This is a genomic window from Trinickia sp. LjRoot230, from assembly GCF_964253315.1.
In the GTDB taxonomy this organism is placed as follows: Bacteria; Pseudomonadota; Gammaproteobacteria; order Burkholderiales; family Burkholderiaceae; genus Trinickia.
Genome location: NZ_CAXUQX020000001.1, coordinates 4,028,570 through 4,043,028 on the forward strand (window position 1 = coordinate 4,028,570; position 14,459 = coordinate 4,043,028).

A 14,459-nucleotide genomic window follows, 5' to 3' on the forward strand; every position below is an offset into this window, starting at 1 on the left:
GGGTCATCTGTATCAATGCGCACATAGCCACCCTGGTACCCCGAGGGCGAACGCGGTTTAATGTGGCCATGAACACGACTCCTTCCGGTCCGCCGAAGCACCCGCGCCACGCAGGGCCCTCGAAGCGGACGCTCACCATCTTGACCTTCCTCGTCGGCTTCGCCACGCTCGGCCTCGGGATCGGCTGGCTTGTCTATACCTGGAAAGTCGATCTCGAAGTGCCGTACTTCGCCATTCCGCTTGTGCTTTGCGTGCCTGTCATCGTGGCCGTCGCGTTTCGCAATTTGTGGGACTGAAACCCCAGTAAAAAGAAGCTCGCCCGGATGCGGTGACACCTCGGATGCCGATAGATGTCGATTTCGGCCGGCGCCGATCGTCGTCACATTGAACGATCGAGCGGCACATGTCGTTGCCGCAGTGCGAAGCCGCACCGTTCATCCGCTATCCGAGGTACAGCAATGTCTTTGAAACTCTACGCCCATCCGTTTTCTTCGTATTCGCAAAAGGTCCTCGTCGCGCTGTACGAGAACGGCACGCCGTTCGAATGGCGAGCCCTGACGCAAGAAGCGCCGCAAGTTCTGCAGGAATTCGCTGCGCTTTGGCCGATCAAACGCTTTCCTTTGCTCGTCGACGGCGAACAGGTCGTGACGGAGGCCAGTATCGTCATCGAATATCTTGGTCTCCATCATCCGGGGCCGGTGCGGCTTTTGCCGGCCGATCCGCGCGCGGCACTCGAAGTGCGCCAGATGGATCGCTTCTTCGATAATTACATTTCCACTCCGCAGCAGAAAATCGTGTTCGATTCGCTGCGCCCCGACGGCGAGCACGACGCCCGCGGCGTGGCCGATGCACGCGAACAACTCGAAACCGCTTATGCCTGGCTCGACAAAAGGATGGCCCAACGGGAATGGGCGGCCGGCGACACGTTCAGCCTAGCTGATTGTGGCGCCGCACCATTCCTCTTTTACGCCGACTGGACGCATCGTATCGATCCATCGTTCGCGCATGTCATCGCGTACCGGAAACGGTTGCTGGCGCGCCCTTCGTTCGCACGGGCCGTCGACGAAGCGCGCCCCTATCGGCCGCTTTTCCCGCTCGGCGCGCCTGATCGCGATTGATCACAATTGATCAAGATCGATCGGGGGGCTCCGGCACGTGCGATGCGCCACTGCAGGCAACATCGAGACCGAGGAGCCGACTATGCCCGTGCCATCATCCCCTCTATCCGAAACCGACGCCGTATGGCGCTTTCCCCGCGGCGCCGGGTCCGACGATGAAACCCCGCCGCGCAAAGCGCCCACCCGGCCGCCGGAGGACCCCGAGCAGCAACGCGACCGTCCGAAGCAGCCCGAGTTGCCGGACCCGGCCGAAGTCGGCGAAGACGGCTGAACATCTCACGCCCAGTGCGCGGCTCTCCGTAGTCGGAGCGCCGCAGCAGCCGCACGAGTTCCGCATCGCCGCGCAGCTCGCTGAAGGGCTCGCCCTATACTGGTTCGCTCGTTTGTATCTCCAAGGCGGACCACCATGCATGAAACCACGCTGCTCATTTTCGCCGCAGTCGCGTTCGTCGGCATTGCCACGCCGGGGCCGACTGTGCTGCTCGCGCTGACGAATGGCTCGCGCTATGGGTTGCGCCGCGCAGCTTACGGGTTCGCGGGGGCTGTCGCATCTGACTTCGTGCTGATCTTCGCCGTGGCGCTCGGGCTGGGTGCGTTGCTCGCCGCCTCGGCGTTCTGGTTTGCCGTCGTCAAGTGGGTCGGCGCAGCCTATCTGGCCTACGTCGGGGTGCGGCTGTTGATGTCCGAGGGTACGTTCGAGATGGCGCAAACGGGGCCGACGCACGCAGGCGAGCGCAATCGTGCCATCTTTCTCAAGAGTTTCCTGACCGCCGTGACGAACCCGAAGGGCTATTTGTTTTTCTCGGCGTTTTTGCCACAGTTCATTGCACCGTCGACACCACTTGCACCGCAATATCTGACGCTCGCCGTCACGTTCGCGCTACTCGATCTTTCGGTCATGTTTGGCTATGCGCTTTTCGGCGCGCGGGCCATCCGCGTGCTGCGGCAATCTGGCGCGCGGTGGCTCGAACGCGCCTGCGGCGGCATGCTGATCGCGCTGGCCGGCTCGCTCGCGCTTTATCGTCGTCACAGCGCATGAATGCATAACATCCCCGCCAAGGCGCGCCCTACCCGCACCACAAAATGCGACGGCTAAGCAGTACTGCGCACGAAGACTAAGAGCAAACTGTAGTCACCTTTATCCGCCGCACGCAAGGCGGTTAAGTAATCCGACCGGGCGTTATCCGCTTTAACCAATGTCCCGCCGCCGCCCCACGAAAACGGCTCTTGTTTCATGCTGCGTAAGAGCGCATCGGCCATCATTCGTGAGTGTCGACCATTGCCATTTGGAAAGGGATGAATCCACACTAGCTCGTGGTGAAATCGTGCGGCAATCTCATCGGGCGGGAATGTGCCGTTGTCGACCCACCACTGCATGTTATCGAAAAGGTTTCTCAGTTTGACGCTGACTTGCGTCCAGTCACATCCGATATTCTTGTCGGACTTACGGAAGGTGCCTGCCCACGACCAGGTCTGGTCGAACATTTTCTTGTGAAGCTTGCGACAGAACGCTTCACTGAGGACATCGACCTTGCGTTGACGGCGAGCCCATTGCACGGCTTGCAGGATGTTCTCCTGCTCCCAGTCATTCAGGTCGCCCTTGGTGGCCAGGTGCGTCGGTATCAGCCCTGCAAGCTCGTCAGGGTCGAGCGGTGTCTGGCCGTCCTGTTCGTCTAAATCTATCGCCATAGGTCGGACCAGCGGCCCCGGAGTAGTTCCGCCGTTCGCTGCTCAACCTGTTTGCGAAGTCGGTCGGTTGCCGGACGTTGGTCTTCTAGACTCATGGTGTGCGCCACTCCACTCACTTCCTGTAGGGCGATTGAGCGCGCCCGGTCTTCGACCACTTGAGTCAGTGGCTTTCTGGGCACCAGAGCATAGACCAGTTCGCAGTTCAGCCCGTCAGCCAACTTGCGCAGTTGTCCGAGCGAGATTCGTTCCTCAGCTTCCGCCAACTCCGATTTGTGCAGGGTCGAACCGGTAATGCCTAACCTGTCGGCTTGCTGTCGCTCGGTGAGCCCTAACGACTCTCGGATGGCTTTCAGCCATCCACGCGGCGGGGGCCGACGGTTGGCCAAATCCGAGTACGCTGCGACCGACGCCTGGACCTGCTCAAGCCGCAGCTGCCTCATTCTGGAATCCATTTTGCCAGCCTATAGGCTATCAAGAACGAAACAAATGATAGCCTATAGTGAAGCTAATATCAATATACCGATTCACTAAAGTGAAGCAAGTAGGTTGTGTATTGCGTCGACATAGTGACGCAGGGCGGAATCACTTGGTTTATCATAAGAAAGCAAAGAATTCGCTATACAACATCAAATTTCACACAATTACTTCATTTTGCAGAAGCAAATCCCTCTGATTTGCTGCACTGCAAGCCAGCGGCTTCCTAGGCAAGTTGCTTCGAATGTCGGTCGCCCGGTCCGATATAAGAACGCCCGAACATTGACGCTTTGCACATGTAGCACTTGGTCATAGCTCTGGATTTCCTCCGCCGAAATTCTTTCACCCTCGGCCGGTTTGCTCTGTCTTTCGGAAGCGAGTCTGGTCTCGAAGCTCATTTTCCGGGCCCGCCATGCTCGGACTCAACGTCGAGAAATCGTGCGCCGCCATCTCCCGGAAATATCTCCGGCAAGAAAAAGACCCGCAATCCCCTTTGGGACGCGGGTCTCAGCATTAATTAGCTCAAAAACCAACACCTTTGTGGTACGGATAGCGACGCGCCGCAACGGGGGTTGCTAGTCCTTCACGCGTCAGTGCTGCGCAGCCTTTAGGCCACCGCCGCCACCGCCTCGGTACCCGCCGCTTGCGCCAGCGAAAGCGCCTTGTCGGTTGCTTCCCACGAGAATTCCGGCTCTTCACGGCCGAAGTGACCATAAGCCGCGGTCTTTTCGTAAATCGGGCGCAGCAGGTCAAGCATCTGAATGATGCCCTTCGGACGCAGATCGAAATGCTCGCGCACGAGCTGTGTGATTGTCGTGTCCGAAACGCGGCCCGTACCGAAGGTATTGACCATGACCGAGGTCGGCTGCGCGACGCCGATCGCATAAGACACCTGAATCAAGCAGCGCGACGCGAGCCCCGCCGCCACGATGTTCTTCGCCACGTACCTGCCCGCATAGGCCGCCGAGCGATCCACCTTCGAGGGATCTTTGCCCGAGAATGCGCCGCCGCCGTGAGGCGCGGCACCGCCGTACGTATCGACGATGATCTTGCGCCCCGTCAGGCCGCAATCGCCTTGCGGGCCGCCGATAACGAAGCGGCCGGTCGGATTCACGAGAAACTTGATGTCGCCCTTCACGAGCTCGGCCGGCAGCGTCGGCTTGATCACTTCCTCAATCACGGCTTCGCGCAGCACCGATAAATCGATATCGGGCGAGTGCTGCGTCGAGAGCACGACCGTATCGATCGAATGCGGTTTGCCGTCGACATAACGGACGGTCACCTGCGACTTCGCGTCGGGGCGCAGCCAGGGCAGACGGCCGTCGCGGCGCAGGCTCGCCTGACGCTCGACCAGACGGTGCGAAAGGTGAATCGGCAGCGGCATCAACTCGGGCGTTTCGTCGCAAGCGTAGCCAAACATCAAGCCTTGATCGCCCGCGCCTTGATCGAGATTGTTGTCATGCGCGCGGTCGACGCCTTGTGCGATATCGGGCGACTGCTTGTCATAGGCGACGAGCACCGCGCAGCCGCGGTAGTCGATGCCGTACTCGGTGTTGTCGTAGCCGATGCGCTTGATGGTATTGCGGGCGATCTGGATGTAGTCGACGTTGGCCGTCGTCGTGATTTCGCCGGCCAGCACGACGAGACCCGTGTTGCAGAGCGTTTCCGCCGCGACGCGCGAGTATTTGTCTTGAGTGAAGATTGCGTCGAGAATCGCGTCCGAGATTTGATCGGCGACCTTGTCGGGATGGCCTTCGGAGACGGATTCGGAAGTAAAGAGATAGTCGTTTGCCACTTTTCAGACTCCATGGTTACGGTTGTTTTCACGTAGCCAGCTTCGGGAGCCTGAAGCGGCGACGCTTTAGCGGATTTCCACACCGCAGCGACGCTGGTAGCGCGCTGTGGCTTCGCCCCGCAAGTTGTCTATTAACTCGGCGAAGGTCGTATTATAACGGCTTTGTTCAAATATCACAGAGTTCGGCCGTGATTCACCCTCTTCACTGTCCGGTTTTTTCAATGCTTTCCTACGATATCGATAACGCCCGCCCCGCATTTCAGTGGGAGCACCCATGCTGAGCCGCGCCGGCACACTATTCGCCATCGGATTGCTCAAGTTTTTCGCGATTTTGCCGTACGGTTTCGTCGCACGCGTCGGCGACGCCCTCGGTTGGCTGCTTTATCAAGTTCCAAGCGGGCGCCGCCGCGTCGTACATACGAATCTCGCTCTCTGTTTTCCGCAATGGAGCGAAGAAAAACGCAACGACATTGCGCAAAAGCACTTCCGCCATGCGATTCGCAGTTATGTCGAGCGCAGCGTGCAATGGTTCGGATCGGTCGAAAAGCTCGAAAAAATCGTGCAAGTCGATAGCGAGATCGATCTGACCGATCCCGACATGCCGCCTACGCTGCTGCTCGGTCTGCATTTCGTCGGCATCGAAGCCGGTTCGGTGTTTCTCAACCACGCTTTGCGGCGACGCTGCGGTGCGTTGTATCAGCCGATCTCGAACCCGTTGCTCGACGATGTCGCGAAAGCAGCGCGCGGTCGTTTCGGCGCCGATATGGCGAGCCGCGCCGACAGCGCGCGCATCGTGCTGCGCTGGCTGCACGATCGCAAGCCCGTCATGCTCGGCGCCGACATGGACTATGGCATGCGCAATTCGACCTTCGTGCCGTTCTTCGGCGTGCCGGCTTGCACGCTGACCGCCGTAGGCCGCTTCGCGAAAGTCGGGCACGCGCAGGTCGTGCCATTCATCGGCGAAGTGCTGCCGAACTACCGAGGCTACCGGCTCAAGGTCTTCAAGCCCTGGCCCGACTATCCGAGCGGCGACGACGACACCGACGCGCGTCGCATGAACACCTTCCTCGAAGAGCAGATTCCGCGCATACCCGAGCAGTATTACTGGATTCACAAGCGCTTCAAAACCCGTCCGCCCGGCATGCCGAGCGTTTATTGATGCAGCTCGCCGGCCCAGAGTTGGGCGAAGCCCTTACTCGGGAATGCGCCCCGTCTCGCCTACAATAGCGTCCATCATGAGACTTGAATTCACCAAGATGCAGGGCGCGGGCAACGATTTCGTCGTGCTCGACGGCTACACGCATGCGCTTTCATTGACGGCTGAGCAGGTGCGCGCCCTGGCCGACCGCCATTTCGGCGTCGGCGCCGATCAACTGCTGCTCGTCGAGCGGCCGCAACGTCCCGACGCCGACTTCAAATACCGCATCTTCAACTGCGACGGCGGCGAAGTGGAGCACTGCGGCAACGGTGCGCGCTGCTTCGTCAAGTTCGTGCGCGACGCAGGGCTTACCGACAAACGCAGCGTGCGAGTGGAAGTGCACGGCGGCCTGATCACGCTGACGATGCAAGACAACGGCGAAGTCGTCGTCGACATGGGCCGGCCCATCTTCGATCCGGCGCGCGTGCCGTTCGACGCAAGCGGGCTTGACGGCCGCCCCGACGGCGCCGACACGCTGTGGGCCTTGAGCGCGGCCGAGCATGCGCTCGACATCTCGGTGGTCTCGATGGGCAACCCGCATGCGGTGGCGCTCGTCGACGACGTAGAGGCGTATCCCGTCGCGGCGGTCGGCCCTGCAATCGAGCGCCACCCTCGTTTTGCGCAGCGCGTGAACGCCGGCTTCATGCAGATCGTTTCGCGTCGCGAGATCAAGCTGCGCGTGTTCGAACGCGGGGCCGGCGAAACGCTTGCCTGCGGCACGGGCGCCTGCGCCGCGGTCGCCGCGGGCATCCGGCGCGGGCGACTCGATTCGCCGGTGACCGTTCACACGCACGGCGGCCCGTTGACTGTCGCCTGGGACGGCGCGCGCGACGAGGCGGCCCCGCTGATGATGTCCGGCCCGGCGGTCACCGTCTTTCGGGGCGAGATCGAGCTGGCCGATTAAAGAATGAACAAAGGTGGCACGGCCGTGGGGTCCGCGCTTTTTCTGTCCGCACTTCTTTGACCTTAACTGCCGAACCATGACCGATCGCGAAGTCGTCGAATATTTGCTCGCCCATCCCGAGTTCTTCTCGCAGCATGCGGAACTGCTTGCCGCGGTGCGGCTCGCCAACCCGCATGGCAAAGCTGCCGTCTCGCTGCAAGAACGACAGATGGAAATGCTGCGCGAGAAGAATAAATTGCTCGAACGGCGCCTGGCCGAGCTCGTGCGCTATGGTCACGAAAACGACAGCATCGCAGCGAAATTCAACCGTTGGACCGCGCGCGTGATCGCCGAGCGCGACGCTTACGCATTGCCGCGCACGGTGACGCACGGCCTCACTGACATATTCGATGTGCCGCATGCGGCGCTGCGCCTGTGGGACGTGGCCGAACCGTACGCGAACGCGGAATTCGCGCGGCAAGTCGGCGGGGAAGTCCGCATCTTCGCCAATAGTCTGACGGCGCCGTATTGCGGTGCCAACACTGGCTTCGAAGCAGCGCAATGGCTTGGCGCCGTCGCGGTTGCCGCCGTGCCTGCGCAGGCAGGCGGCGCCGGCGACCGCGGCAGCGAAACGGCGGCCGGCGCTCAGAGCGAAACGCAAGGCGGCGTTCAATCGGTGGCGCTGCTGGCGTTGCGCGATCCGCAGGCAGGCGAAGGCGCGCCAAGTTTCGGCTTGCTCGTGATGGGCTCGCCCGATGCGCGTCGCTTTCACGAAGGCATGGCGACGGACTTCCTGATGCAAATCGGCACGCTCGCAAGCGCCGCGCTCAGCCGCTTGCTCGCGCGTTGAGCATCGGCCGCCTACGCCGCCTACATCACCCTCACCGCTCGCGACCGCTTCCGTGCAGCCCGCCGACACCGAACTGATCGCCGCCTATCTGACGAGCCTTACGCACGGACGACGGCTCTCGGAGCACACACTGCGCAGCTACGCTCATGAGCTCGAGGTGCTTGCGGCGCTACCCGGCGAACGCGCGCTGGCAAGCCTCACGGCAAGCGACATCCGCGCCGCCGTGGCGCGCGCCCATGCGAGCGGGCTGGGGCCGCGCTCGATCGCGCATCGCCTGTCGGCCTGGCGCGCGTTTTATCGGTGGCTCGCCGAGCGCGTCGATCTGCCGGCCAACCCGGTGGCGACCGTACGGGCACCGAAGCAACCCAAGCGTCTGCCCAAGGCGTTGTCCGTCGACGACGCTACCGCCTTGATGGAAGCCGGCACGCCCGCGAACACGGAAGGGCTGCGCGATCACGCGATCCTCGAGTTGTTTTACTCGTCGGGGCTGCGGCTTGCCGAGTTGGTCGGGCTCGATGTCGCCTTCGCACAGAGCGATGGCTATCGCTCGGCCGGCTGGCTCGATCTGACTGCCGCCGAGGTCAGGGTGCTCGGCAAGGGCAAGCGACAGCGTACGGTCCCGGTCGGCCGCAAAGCCATCGACGCGCTTAGAGCCTGGCTCGCGGTGCGCGAGCAATGGGTGAAGCTCGATCCGCATCCACTCTTTATCTCCGTGCGCGGCGCGCGGATGTCGCCGAACGTCGTGCGCGAGCGCGTCAAGCGGGCGGCGCTCGTCGCCGGCATTCCCACCAACGTCCATCCGCACGTGCTGCGCCACTCGTTCGCGACGCACCTGCTGCAATCGAGCGGCGACCTGCGGGCCGTGCAAGAGCTGCTCGGGCATGCAAGCGTCTCTGCGACGCAAATCTATACTTCGCTCGATTTTCAGCACCTCGCGCAAATCTACGACAAGGCGCACCCGCGCGCGAAAAAGCGCGAGTGAGGACTGAGCTCCGTCAGCCGATCTACCGTCAGCGCCCGCTGGCCCATCCGTTTCTCGACTTCCCATGCATACCGTCACGCTTAAGCCGTCCAAAGAAAAATCGTTGCTGCGCCGCCATCCGTGGGTTTATGCGAACGCGATCGAGCACGTCGAGGGCAAGCCCGCGCTGGGCGCCACCGTCATCGTGCGCAGCCACGACGGCCGTTTTCTTGCGCGCGCCGCCTACAGCCCGCACTCGCAGATCCGCCTGCGCGTATGGAGCTTCGATGAAGCGCAGCCCATCGACCACGCGTTCTTCAAGCGCCGCGTGCAGCGCGCGCTCGCACACCGGCGATCGTTCGTGCGCAATACCGGCGCGGTGCGGCTGATATTCGGCGAAGCTGATGGGCTGCCGGGGCTCGTCGTCGACTACTACGTCGCCGCCCCGGCGGCAGCGGGCTTCGCTTCATCGGCAAGCCAACCTGCAAACGAGGATCAGCTGCCCGAGCCGGGCGAACCCGCCGCCGCGTCCGGACAGCTCGTCTGCCAATTCATGGCGGCCGGCGTCGAAGCATGGAAAGAGCCAATCGTGGCCGCGCTCGTAGGCGCGACGGGCTGCCCGAACGTCTACGAGCGCTCGGACGTGTCGATCCGCGCAAAAGAAGGGCTTGAGCAAACGACAGGCGTGCTGGCGGGCGCCGCACCGACCGAAACGTTCGTCACGCGCGAAAACGGCGTGCGCTACCACGTCGACGTTCGCGGCGGACATAAAACGGGCTTTTACGTGGATCAGCGCGACAACCGTGCCCTCGTGCAGGCGTACGCGGCCAATCGCGACGTACTCAATTGCTTTTGCTACACGGGCGGGTTCTCGCTCGCCGCGCTGGCGGGTGGCGCACGGCGCGTGGTATCGATCGACTCCTCGGGCGAGGCGCTCGCATTGGCGCAGGCGAACGTCAGCGCCAACGGTTTTGACGCCGCGCGGGCCGAATGGCTCGACGCCGACGCCTTTCGCACGCTACGCCGCCTGGTCGACAATGGCGAGCAATTCGATCTCGTCGTGCTCGATCCGCCGAAATTCGCACCGGCGCGCGAGCATGTGGATCGGGCGGCGCGGGCCTACAAGGACATCAATCTGTCGGGGTTTCGCCTGCTGCGCCCGGGCGGGTTGCTCTTCACCTATTCGTGCTCGGGCGCGATCGATGCGGAACACTTCCAGGCGATCGTCGCCGCGGCGGCGGCCGATGCGCGCGTCGAGGCCCGCATTCTCAAGCGGCTTGGGGCCGGCGTCGATCACCCGCTGCTAGCGTCGTTTCCCGAGGGCGAGTATTTGAAAGGGCTGCTGTTGCAAATCGTGTGAGCGCCCTCATTTGCGAGCCCGACAGGCTTTTCGCGCGCCGAGCGCGGCGGGGGCCTTGACAGGTATGCTTCAATATCTAGTTGAGCGGCCGGTTTTGCACCGGCCCCGATTTTCCCGATCATCAGATCGACAGATCAACAGGCTAACTCCATGATTCCCGTCACCATCCTGACCGGCTTTCTCGGCAGCGGCAAGACTACGCTGCTCAAGCGCATCCTGGGCGAAAAACACGGCATGAAGATCGCCGTGATCGAAAATGAGTTCGGCGAAGAGAACATCGACAACGAAATCCTCGTACAGAGCGAAGCCGAGCAAATCGTGCAGATGAGCAACGGCTGCATTTGCTGCACGATCCGCGGTGACCTCGCACGCGCGCTCGGCGACCTGGCAACGCGAAAGCGCGCCGGCGAAATCGCGTTCGACCGCGTGGTGATCGAAACCACCGGCTTGGCGAATCCCGGCCCGGTCGCCCAGACGTTCTTCATGGATAACGAGATCGCCGACGAATTCCTGCTCGACGCGATCATCACACTCGTTGACGCCAAACACGCGAATGCGCAGCTCGACCAGCACGAAGTGGTGCAGCGCCAGGTCGGTTTTGCCGATCGGCTCTTTGTGACGAAGGCCGACCTCGTCGACGAGGCAACGCTTTCAGATTTGCGCCATCGGCTCGTGCATATGAACCCGAGAGCCACAATCAAGGTCGTGAATTTCGGTGAAACCGACATCAAGGAAATCTTCGATCTGCGCGGCTTCAACCTCAATGCGAAGCTCGAGATCGACCCTGACTTCCTGGCCGAAGACGACCACGCGCACGAAGCACACGACCATGCGCAATGCGACCACGATCACGGCCATTGCGAACACGGCGAACACGGGCACGAACATGGGCACGAACATGGGCACGAACATGGGCATGGACATGAACACCACCATCACCATGCGCATCACGATGACCGGATCAAGTCATTCGTCTACCGTAACGACCGGCCGTTCGATCCGAACAAGCTCGAGGATTTTCTCGGCGGTGTGCTGCAGATTTACGGCGAGCGGCTGCTGCGCTACAAGGGCGTGCTCTATATGAAGGGCGTCGACCGCAAGGTCGTGTTCCAGGGCGTGCATCAGATGATGGGCAGCGATCTGGCCGCGAAATGGCTGCCCGTGGAGAAGAAGACGAACAAGATGGTGTTTATCGGCATCGATTTGCCGCAGGACCTGATTACCGACGGCTTGGACGCGTGCTTGGCCTGATTGCGTGCGATAACGCCCACCTGCTACGCGTCGGAGGTTCGCTTTTTATGAATTCCAGCGGTATATTTTCGTGCTAAGAGGCCTTTACAACAGGGTTTTCTCTGTTGCGGCGCGAAATGGCGATTCAGTTACAATACGTGCCCGCTGGAGAATGAGAAGGAAACGGGAACGAGCATCCCAGGCATCATCGGTTTCCAGAGGAGTTCGGCCCCGCATCTGCGCCCTCGGTGCGCTGGTTGCGGGTAATACGAAAGTGCAGGCAATATGTATGGGTTTTGCCTCACATATGAAGAAGCACGCAGATGACGACCAAACGACTCTTGACCGAAGCCGAAATCCTGAAGATGAGCGACAAGGATTACATGAATGAAGATCAGCTCGCCTTCTTCAAGAACCGGCTCGAACAGTTGCAGGCGGAAATTCTCCGCAATGCCGGCCAAACGACCGAGAACCTGCGCGAAACGGTGATCGTGCCCGATCCGGCCGATCGCGCGACGATCGAGGAAGAGCACGCGCTCGAGCTGCGCACGCGCGACCGCGAACGCAAGCTGCTCAAGAAGGTGCAGCAATCGCTCGCGCGCATCGATTCGGGCGATTACGGCTGGTGCGAGGAAACGGGCGAGCCGATCGGCATTCCGCGTCTGCTCGCGCGCCCCACGGCCACGCTGTCGCTCGAAGCGCAGGAACGCCGGGAATTGCGCCAGAAGCTGTTCGGCGACTGAACCACCAGACGATGCGCGGCGGTAACGGCCGCGCGTCTTGACGCTGCTTCATCACGAGGCGCGCGGATTACCGCGCGCTTTTTGTTTTTGCGCGCGCAAAGCGCGCTTCGCCCTTGATAAACCCGCGTGCGCCCTAAAATGAATTCGACGCGCGTCGAACGGGCACGCCCGAGTCGCCCGCCCCCCCCCAATTCGCCCGCGCGGCGCCCTTTGGCGCGGCCGGCGCTTTTGACGTTTTTTGAAGGAACGAAGCATGGAGCAATTTCACGGCACGACAATCGTTTCCGTGCGGCGCGGCAGCCAGGTCGCGCTGGGCGGAGACGGCCAGGTCACGCTTGGCAACATCGTCATGAAAGGCGGTGCGAAGAAAGTCCGGCGGATCTATCACGACAACGTGCTCGTCGGCTTCGCGGGCGGCACGGCCGATGCGTTCTCGCTGCTCGACCGTTTCGAGGCGAAACTCGAGAAACATCAGGGCAATCTCACCCGTGCGGCCGTCGAACTCGCCAAAGATTGGCGCACCGACCGCATGCTGCGCCGCCTCGAAGCCATGCTGATCGCGGCAGATGCGGTGACGACGCTCGTCATCACCGGCAACGGCGACGTGCTCGACCCGGAGGGCGGCCTCTGCGCGATCGGTTCGGGCGGCGCCTACGCGCAGGCTGCGGCCCGGGCGCTGGTCGACAACACCGATCTGTCCCCGCGTGAGATCGTCGAGAAATCGCTCTCGATTGCCGGCGACATGTGCATTTACACCAACCATAACCGCATCATCGAAACGATCGAGTGAGGACACGATGAGTACCATGACCCCGGCAGAGATCGTCTCTGAACTCGATAAGCACATCATCGGGCAAGGCAACGCGAAGAAGGCTGTGGCGGTTGCGCTGCGCAACCGCTGGCGCAGGCAACAGGTGGCCGAACCGTTGCGCCAGGAAATCACGCCGAAGAACATTTTGATGATCGGGCCGACTGGCGTCGGCAAAACGGAAATCGCGCGGCGGCTTGCGAAACTTGCCGATGCGCCGTTCATCAAGATCGAGGCGACGAAGTTTACCGAGGTCGGCTATGTGGGACGCGATGTCGATAGCATCGTGCGCGATTTGATCGAAATTTCGCTGAAGCAAACTCGCGAAACCGAAATGCGCAAGGTGCGCTCGCAGGCGGAAGACCAGGCCGAAGACCGCATTCTCGACATCTTGCTGCCCAGTCCGCGTCCCGTCGGTTTCGGCTCGCCGGGAAGCGAATCTGCGGAAGGCAACACCACACGGCAGACCTTCCGCAAGCGGCTGCGCGAAGGGCTGCTTGACGATAAAGAGATCGAGCTCGACGTGGAACTGCCTCAGGTCGGCATGGACATCATGGGGCCGCCCGGCATGGAGGACATGACCGAACAGATCCGCTCGATGTTCGCGAATCTCGGCGGCGGGAAAAAGGCGCGCCGCAAGATGAAAGTGAAGGAAGCGCTGAAGGTGTTGGCCGATGAAGAGGCTGCCAAGATGCTCAACGAGGAAGAAGTGAAGGCGAAGGCCGTCCAAAATGTCGAGCAAAACGGCATTGTCTTTCTCGACGAAATCGACAAGATTGCTTCGCGCGGCGACGTCGGCGGCGGCGAGGTTTCGCGTCAAGGCGTGCAGCGCGATTTGCTGCCGCTCGTCGAGGGCACGACGATCAATACGCGTTACGGCATGGTGAAGACGGATCACATCCTGTTCATCGCCAGCGGGGCATTCCATCTATCGAAGCCGAGCGATTTGATTCCCGAGTTGCAAGGACGTTTTCCGATTCGCGTCGAACTCGATTCGCTCTCCGTGCAGGATTTCGAATCGATTCTGGTCGCAACCGATGCGAGTCTGGTCAAGCAGTATCAAGCGCTGCTGGCCACCGAAGCCGTCGAGCTCGAATTTGTCGACGACGGCATTCGGCGCATGGCCGAGATTGCCTATTCGGTCAACGAGCGCACCGAGAACATCGGGGCGCGACGGCTTTATACGGTGATTGAAAAGCTGCTCGAGGAAGTGTCGTTTTCGGCCGGCAATCATGCGGGGGAAAAAGTGACGATCGATGCGGCGTATGTCGATCGCGCGCTCGACGATGTCGCGCAAAGCGAGGATTTGTCGCGTTACGTGCTTTGATCATCCCACCGCGCGCCTTCGGC

At 61.6% G+C, this 14,459-nt stretch carries 15 protein-coding genes and 2 pseudogenes; 14 read left to right on the forward strand and 3 right to left on the reverse strand.

Translation table 11 applies throughout. The features are described from left to right. The first annotated feature begins 68 nt into the window (after nt 1-68). The 4 genes from ACSQ20_RS18390 (at nt 69) to ACSQ20_RS18405 (ending at nt 2,157) form a co-directional block, all read left to right on the forward strand. Complete coding sequence (locus ACSQ20_RS18390) at nt 69-296, forward strand: hypothetical protein (protein ID WP_436022470.1); 228 nt, start codon at nt 69-71, stop codon at nt 294-296. Between the two features lie 162 nt (nt 297-458). Further along, on the forward strand, nt 459-1,118 hold the full coding sequence (locus tag ACSQ20_RS18395) for a glutathione S-transferase family protein (RefSeq protein ID WP_436022472.1): 660 nt from the start codon (nt 459-461) through the stop codon (nt 1,116-1,118). 82 nt (nt 1,119-1,200) lie between these two features. Next, nucleotides 1,201-1,389, forward strand: a complete 189-nt coding sequence (locus ACSQ20_RS18400; protein WP_436022474.1) for a hypothetical protein — start codon at nt 1,201-1,203, stop codon at nt 1,387-1,389. Nucleotides 1,390-1,524: 135 nt separating this feature from the next. After that, on the forward strand, nt 1,525-2,157 hold the full coding sequence (locus tag ACSQ20_RS18405; protein ID WP_436022476.1) for a LysE family translocator: 633 nt from the start codon (nt 1,525-1,527) through the stop codon (nt 2,155-2,157). 53 nt (nt 2,158-2,210) lie between these two features. On the opposite strand, the gene ACSQ20_RS18410 is transcribed toward ACSQ20_RS18405, so the two are convergent. The 3 genes from ACSQ20_RS18410 to metK form a co-directional block, all read right to left on the reverse strand. Continuing rightward, complete coding sequence (locus ACSQ20_RS18410; RefSeq protein ID WP_436022478.1) at nt 2,211-2,807, reverse strand: mobile mystery protein B; 597 nt, start codon at nt 2,805-2,807, stop codon at nt 2,211-2,213. Further along, nucleotides 2,798-3,259: a mobile mystery protein A gene (locus ACSQ20_RS18415; RefSeq protein WP_436022480.1), complete on the reverse strand. Its 462-nt coding sequence runs from the start codon at nt 3,257-3,259 to the stop codon at nt 2,798-2,800. The genes ACSQ20_RS18410 and ACSQ20_RS18415 overlap by 10 nt, the downstream gene beginning before the upstream one ends. Nucleotides 3,260-3,888: 629 nt before the next feature. After that, nucleotides 3,889-5,076 (reverse strand): methionine adenosyltransferase, encoded by a 1,188-nt coding sequence (gene metK / locus ACSQ20_RS18420; RefSeq protein WP_436022482.1) that lies wholly within the window; start codon nt 5,074-5,076, stop codon nt 3,889-3,891. 274 nt (nt 5,077-5,350) lie between these two features. Here metK and ACSQ20_RS18425 point away from each other — a divergent pair, with 274 nt between their 5' ends. The 10 genes and pseudogenes from ACSQ20_RS18425 to hslU all read left to right on the forward strand — a co-directional run bounded on the left by ACSQ20_RS18425 (nt 5,351) and on the right by hslU (nt 14,436). Further along, nucleotides 5,351-6,235 carry a lipid A biosynthesis lauroyl acyltransferase gene (locus ACSQ20_RS18425; RefSeq protein ID WP_436022484.1) on the forward strand — a complete coding sequence of 295 codons (885 nt, stop codon included), beginning with the start codon at nt 5,351-5,353 and terminating at the stop codon, nt 6,233-6,235. A 76-nt stretch (nt 6,236-6,311) separates the two neighbouring features. Then, the gene (gene dapF, locus ACSQ20_RS18430) at nt 6,312-7,178 is read left to right on the forward strand and encodes a diaminopimelate epimerase (RefSeq protein WP_436022486.1); all 867 of its coding nucleotides are present in this window, start codon (nt 6,312-6,314) and stop codon (nt 7,176-7,178) included. Nucleotides 7,179-7,254: 76 nt separating this feature from the next. After that, the gene (locus ACSQ20_RS18435) at nt 7,255-8,007 is read left to right on the forward strand and encodes a DUF484 family protein (protein ID WP_436022488.1); all 753 of its coding nucleotides are present in this window, start codon (nt 7,255-7,257) and stop codon (nt 8,005-8,007) included. A gap of 52 nt (nt 8,008-8,059) precedes the next feature. Beyond that, nucleotides 8,060-8,989 (forward strand): tyrosine recombinase XerC, encoded by a 930-nt coding sequence (xerC, locus tag ACSQ20_RS18440; protein WP_436022490.1) that lies wholly within the window; start codon nt 8,060-8,062, stop codon nt 8,987-8,989. Nucleotides 8,990-9,053: 64 nt separating this feature from the next. After that, nucleotides 9,054-9,426: pseudogene (locus tag ACSQ20_RS18445) on the forward strand (23S rRNA (cytosine(1962)-C(5))-methyltransferase RlmI); the annotation flags it as partial. Between the two features lie 71 nt (nt 9,427-9,497). Beyond that, a pseudogene (locus ACSQ20_RS18450) lies at nt 9,498-10,328 on the forward strand (class I SAM-dependent rRNA methyltransferase); the annotation flags it as partial. Between the two features lie 150 nt (nt 10,329-10,478). Continuing rightward, nucleotides 10,479-11,579, forward strand: a complete 1,101-nt coding sequence (locus ACSQ20_RS18455) for a CobW family GTP-binding protein (RefSeq protein WP_436022492.1) — start codon at nt 10,479-10,481, stop codon at nt 11,577-11,579. A gap of 302 nt (nt 11,580-11,881) precedes the next feature. Beyond that, nucleotides 11,882-12,301 (forward strand): RNA polymerase-binding protein DksA, encoded by a 420-nt coding sequence (dksA, locus tag ACSQ20_RS18460; RefSeq protein ID WP_028203189.1) that lies wholly within the window; start codon nt 11,882-11,884, stop codon nt 12,299-12,301. A gap of 253 nt (nt 12,302-12,554) precedes the next feature. After that, nucleotides 12,555-13,091 carry an ATP-dependent protease subunit HslV gene (gene hslV / locus ACSQ20_RS18465; protein WP_436022494.1) on the forward strand — a complete coding sequence of 179 codons (537 nt, stop codon included), beginning with the start codon at nt 12,555-12,557 and terminating at the stop codon, nt 13,089-13,091. Nucleotides 13,092-13,098: 7 nt separating this feature from the next. Next, nucleotides 13,099-14,436, forward strand: a complete 1,338-nt coding sequence (gene hslU, locus ACSQ20_RS18470) for an ATP-dependent protease ATPase subunit HslU (RefSeq protein ID WP_436022496.1) — start codon at nt 13,099-13,101, stop codon at nt 14,434-14,436. Nucleotides 14,437-14,459 lie beyond the last annotated feature (23 nt).

Coding starts and splice junctions, on each gene's coding strand:
- ACSQ20_RS18390 (WP_436022470.1), top strand. CDS start 69: ATGAACACGACTCCTTCCGGTCCGCCGAAGCACCCGCGCCACGCAGGG.
- ACSQ20_RS18405 (WP_436022476.1), top strand. CDS start 1,525: ATGCATGAAACCACGCTGCTCATTTTCGCCGCAGTCGCGTTCGTCGGC.
- ACSQ20_RS18425 (WP_436022484.1), top strand. CDS start 5,351: ATGCTGAGCCGCGCCGGCACACTATTCGCCATCGGATTGCTCAAGTTT.
- dapF (WP_436022486.1), top strand. CDS start 6,312: ATGAGACTTGAATTCACCAAGATGCAGGGCGCGGGCAACGATTTCGTC.
- ACSQ20_RS18455 (WP_436022492.1), top strand. CDS start 10,479: ATGATTCCCGTCACCATCCTGACCGGCTTTCTCGGCAGCGGCAAGACT.
- ACSQ20_RS18415 (WP_436022480.1), bottom strand. CDS start 3,259: ATGGATTCCAGAATGAGGCAGCTGCGGCTTGAGCAGGTCCAGGCGTCG.
- ACSQ20_RS18400 (WP_436022474.1), top strand. CDS start 1,201: ATGCCCGTGCCATCATCCCCTCTATCCGAAACCGACGCCGTATGGCGC.
- hslV (WP_436022494.1), top strand. CDS start 12,555: ATGGAGCAATTTCACGGCACGACAATCGTTTCCGTGCGGCGCGGCAGC.
- ACSQ20_RS18435 (WP_436022488.1), top strand. CDS start 7,255: ATGACCGATCGCGAAGTCGTCGAATATTTGCTCGCCCATCCCGAGTTC.
- dksA (WP_028203189.1), top strand. CDS start 11,882: ATGACGACCAAACGACTCTTGACCGAAGCCGAAATCCTGAAGATGAGC.
- ACSQ20_RS18410 (WP_436022478.1), bottom strand. CDS start 2,807: ATGGCGATAGATTTAGACGAACAGGACGGCCAGACACCGCTCGACCCT.
- hslU (WP_436022496.1), top strand. CDS start 13,099: ATGAGTACCATGACCCCGGCAGAGATCGTCTCTGAACTCGATAAGCAC.
- ACSQ20_RS18395 (WP_436022472.1), top strand. CDS start 459: ATGTCTTTGAAACTCTACGCCCATCCGTTTTCTTCGTATTCGCAAAAG.